This window comes from Corynebacterium urinipleomorphum, from assembly GCF_900155535.1.
Taxonomy (GTDB): domain Bacteria; phylum Actinomycetota; class Actinomycetes; order Mycobacteriales; family Mycobacteriaceae; genus Corynebacterium; species Corynebacterium urinipleomorphum.
This window is the reverse complement of sequence record NZ_LT706964.1, coordinates 77467-81233: the sequence shown is the minus strand read 5'-3', so window position 1 is coordinate 81233 and position 3767 is coordinate 77467. Positions and strand designations below refer to the sequence as shown.

At 68.5% G+C, this 3767-nt stretch carries 3 protein-coding genes; 1 reads left to right on the top strand and 2 read right to left on the bottom strand.

Translation table 11 applies throughout. From position 1 onward, the window contains the following. On the bottom strand, positions 1–1018 hold a 1018-nt coding region (locus tag CZ338_RS05915; RefSeq protein ID WP_087117371.1), incomplete at its 3' end, for an acyltransferase family protein. Here CZ338_RS05915 and CZ338_RS05910 point away from each other — a divergent pair. Then, the gene (locus tag CZ338_RS05910; protein ID WP_087117370.1) at positions 1017–1649 is read left to right on the top strand and encodes a porin PorA family protein; all 633 of its coding nucleotides are present in this window, start codon (positions 1017–1019) and stop codon (positions 1647–1649) included. The two genes, CZ338_RS05915 and CZ338_RS05910, sit on opposite strands and share 2 nt — an antisense overlap. 1589 nt (positions 1650–3238) lie before the next feature. On the opposite strand, the gene CZ338_RS10975 is transcribed toward CZ338_RS05910, so the two are convergent. Continuing rightward, positions 3239–3767 (bottom strand): acyltransferase family protein (locus tag CZ338_RS10975; protein ID WP_204211889.1); only part of this gene is annotated, 529 nt, incomplete at its 5' end.

Below are 3767 nucleotides of genomic sequence, written 5' to 3'. Positions count from 1 at the left end.
CCTCGTAACTGATGTAGCTCACCGCCACCGACACCGCGACAGTGAAGGCGAGCACCAGCACGAAGTCGACCACATTGCCGGTGAACAGGTCGACACCCAGAACCGGGAACGCGATGTCCAGTACCGCCACATGCCACAAGAAAATGGAATAGGACCAGCGGCCAAGCGCGCGCATCACGGGGCTGGCCAGCACCCCGTCACCCCGCGGCGCCAGCGCGAACGGCACGAGAAACAGCGCGGCGAAGAGGGTGCCCAGGATGATCCGGGCATTGAACTCCGGCGGGCTGGGGTGGGTCAACCCCTGCGGCCCCACCCATTCCTGGCCGGCCAGCCACGCCACCCCGAGGGCGAACAGCGGGAACACCCACCGCGCAGCGCCGACAGGGCCACGGACGCGCAGCCCCACCCCGGCGCGGTCCAGCTCCGCGCACCCAAGCCCCACAGCGAACCACGGCGCGTAGGACGGCGGCCAGATCTGCAGGTTCGCCCCTGCGTCCACGTCCGCGATCAGCCACGGCCACGCCAGCCCGCCGAGCACAGCGGCGACAAGCAGCACCGCCCTGCCCCTCTGGCCGAGCACCAAGTACACCGGCAGCACCACGTAGAACGCCACCTCGATGCACAGCGACCACATCTGTGTCAGCCCCGGCACCAGACCGTCCGGGACGTAGATCTGCACCATGAACAGGTTGGCCAGGGCTTGCCGCCAACTCACGTTGGCCAACGACGGCAGCGCCGCCATGACCACGCACACGCACACCAGGTAGGCGGGGACGATGCGGGTGGTGCGGTGGAGGGGGTACGTCGATAAGCGTGCTTCCCCTCGTGCCAGCAGGAACGCTGAAAGGGCGAAGAAAACGGCGACGAAGAAATCGAAACGCTCGAACAGCGCACTGCCCAGGCCGGTTTGGAAGGAAACGTGCGTGACCACGATGCCGAGGGCGGCGACGGCGCGCAGGCCCTCGAGTTCCGGAAGGTTGCTAGGGTTCGAGATACTGCAAGTGTAAAGGAGGGCCATGAAGCGGTTGTATTGGTGCATCGCCGTATTCATCTTCGGCATGGTCCTGGGCACGATGGTGGCGCCGCCGATTGTCGGCGCGATGAAGCCGCTGGCCAACGGGACGACCACCCTCACATGGGAGGGTCCCGGCGAACCCGTCACCGAGGAGATCGAGGTCACCGGCGCCAAGAAAGACGCCACCGTCACTGTGCGCTGGGCTGGCGGCGAATTCACCGACGAGATCTCGCGCTACACCGCTGAGACCACGCGCGGCCTGGTGTTGCTGTTCCCTTTCCAGCCGGACCGGCGCAGCTTCCGCTTCTACGAACCCGCCAGCGACGCGCAGGGAACCGTCGATTACGTCGGGCCGAGCGAAATCGACGGCCTGAAAACGTACACGTACCACGGGCTTATCGACGGCACTGAGCACACCCTCGAAGTCGAACACCGCACCGGCACCCTGCTTCGGGCCACACGTGAGACCCCCGACGGCGTGTATTCACTCGACAACGCCACGCAAGCCGCGCAGCTCGACGCCGCCCACGACCGCGTGCGGGTATTGAAGCTGCTGCAGTTCCTGGCGTGGCTGGGCAAATTCATCGCGTTCATCGCCGCCGCTGTGGGAGTGGTGATCTTTGCCCGGCGGTAGCTGGCTTCGCCGCACCGCACTCACCGCATGGGGAGTTTTCCTCGTGGGGGCCCTGACCTGGCCGTTCCTGCTCGCCTTCGCCTCCCNCCTTGACGGGCAGATGGCCGCCCTCTCGCCGGAGGCCATGCGCGCCATCGGCGTCGGCGCTGTGGTGGTGCGCGACGACCTGGCCTCCGGGCCCTCCGCGCCCTCGCTCGACGAGGGCTCCGGTGAGGGTTTCGGCGAGCCCGAGCGCTTCGGCGACATCTCCGTCTACCTCGTCGACCCGCGCCGGGACATGATGATCACGCCGGACGACCTTCCCACCGTCGCCGGCGGCGGCGAGGTGCTGCCGCTGCTCGACCGTGAATTCGGCTACACCCCGCGCACCGTCACGTCCGGCGAGCGCGCGGACATCATCACCGACACCCCTGCCCTGGCGAAGCGGAATTATGGCACGTTGACGGGTCCGAGCTCAGCCCACCTGCGGGACCTTACGGAGGGCGGCGAAATCCGCAACCGCGTCACCGACTACCCCTCCGATGCCCGGCGCGTCCGCGTGGCTGAGACCGGCGGAACGGTGCGGGCATCCTCCTCCGCTGCCGATGCGACCGCTTTCGGCGGGGCACGGCCCGCGGAGTCCCTGACCGCGGCTGTGGACGGCCTCGACGACACCGCCTGGCACCCCACCCCCGGCGACCGTTCCCCCTGGATCGAAGTCGCACCCGAGCGCCCCGTGGAGTCCGTCACCGTCACCGCCACCGACGATGTTGCGGCCACTGTGTCGTGGCCCGGCGGATCGCGGGAGGTGCAGCTCAAGGCAGACGAACCTGTGGCAGTCGGCATTGGCGGCGACGGGCCCATCCGGGTGGCGCTCGACAAACCCGCCGGCATCAGCACCCTGGATGCGGGCGTTGACCGCATTGTCCACGTCACCGGCACCGGCGACACCTACTTCTTCCAGCGCCTCCTTCCCGCCGGCGACGTGATCCGCCGCTCCTTCACCACCGACCGCGCCGGGACGTGGGAGCTCTCCACGGCGGCTTCGATCGACGGGAAGCACCGCGACGCGGGGCCGGTCGAGCTGCCCGCCGGTGAGCACTCGCTGGTCACTGAGGCGGAGACGGTCTCACTGAGTCGCACTCAGCACCGTGCGGCGTGGTCGCCATTCAGCGGAACTGTGCGCGGTGGCGATTCCGACCGCCTCATCTTGACCACCCGCTCCTTCAACTCCGGCTTGCGCGGGTTTGTCGACGGCACCCCGCTCGAACCAGTGCGCGTGGATTCTGGCATGCAAGCCTTCCGTGTCCCCACCGGCGTGCAAGGCGAGTTCACCATGACCTTCGCCGGCGAGACCTTCTTCCGCGCCAGCCTCATCTTCGGCGGCGCACTCAGCCTGCTCACTCTGGGACTATGCGTCCTGTGGTCGTCTGCGCCGCGGCCGGGCAACCGACGTCAACGGGAGTCCGGACTCGCAGTCTCCGCGGCGGCGGCAGTCGCTGTGGTCGCCGTCGGCGGACTCGCTGGTGCTGCCGCCTACGCCGTCACGTTCCTCATCCGCCGCTTCACGCTCATCCCGCCGTGGGCACTCGGTGCCGGCGCAGCGGGTGTCATGGGGCTGTGGCTGGCGCGTGCGCCGTGGCCGTCCGAGAACTACGCGGGCGATTCTGTCGCGGTGACTCTGGCCGGGTGCGTCGCTCTGAGCTGCCTCGCAGCCAGCGCATGGCGGGGGCCTCGACCACCTCGTAACTGATGTAGCTCACCGCCACCGACACCGCGACAGTGAAGGCGAGCACCAGCACGAAGTCGACCACATTGCCGGTGAACAGGTCGACACCCAGAACCGGGAACGCGATGTCCAGTACCGCCACATGCCACAAGAAAATGGAATAGGACCAGCGGCCAAGCGCGCGCATCACGGGGCTGGCCAGCACCCCGTCACCCCGCGGCGCCAGCGCGAACGGCACGAGAAACAGCGCGGCGAAGAGGGTGCCCAGGATGATCCGGGCATTGAACTCCGGCGGGCTGGGGTGGGTCAACCCCTGCGGCCCCACCCATTCCTGGCCGGCCAGCCACGCCACCCCGAGGGCGAACAGCGGGAACACCCACCGCGCAGCGCCGACAGGGCCACGGACGCGC

Excerpts from the sequence above, each read along its gene's own strand:
- CZ338_RS05910 (WP_087117370.1), top strand. The coding sequence starts at position 1,017 with ATGAAGCGGTTGTATTGGTGCATCGCCGTATTCATCTTCGGCATGGTC.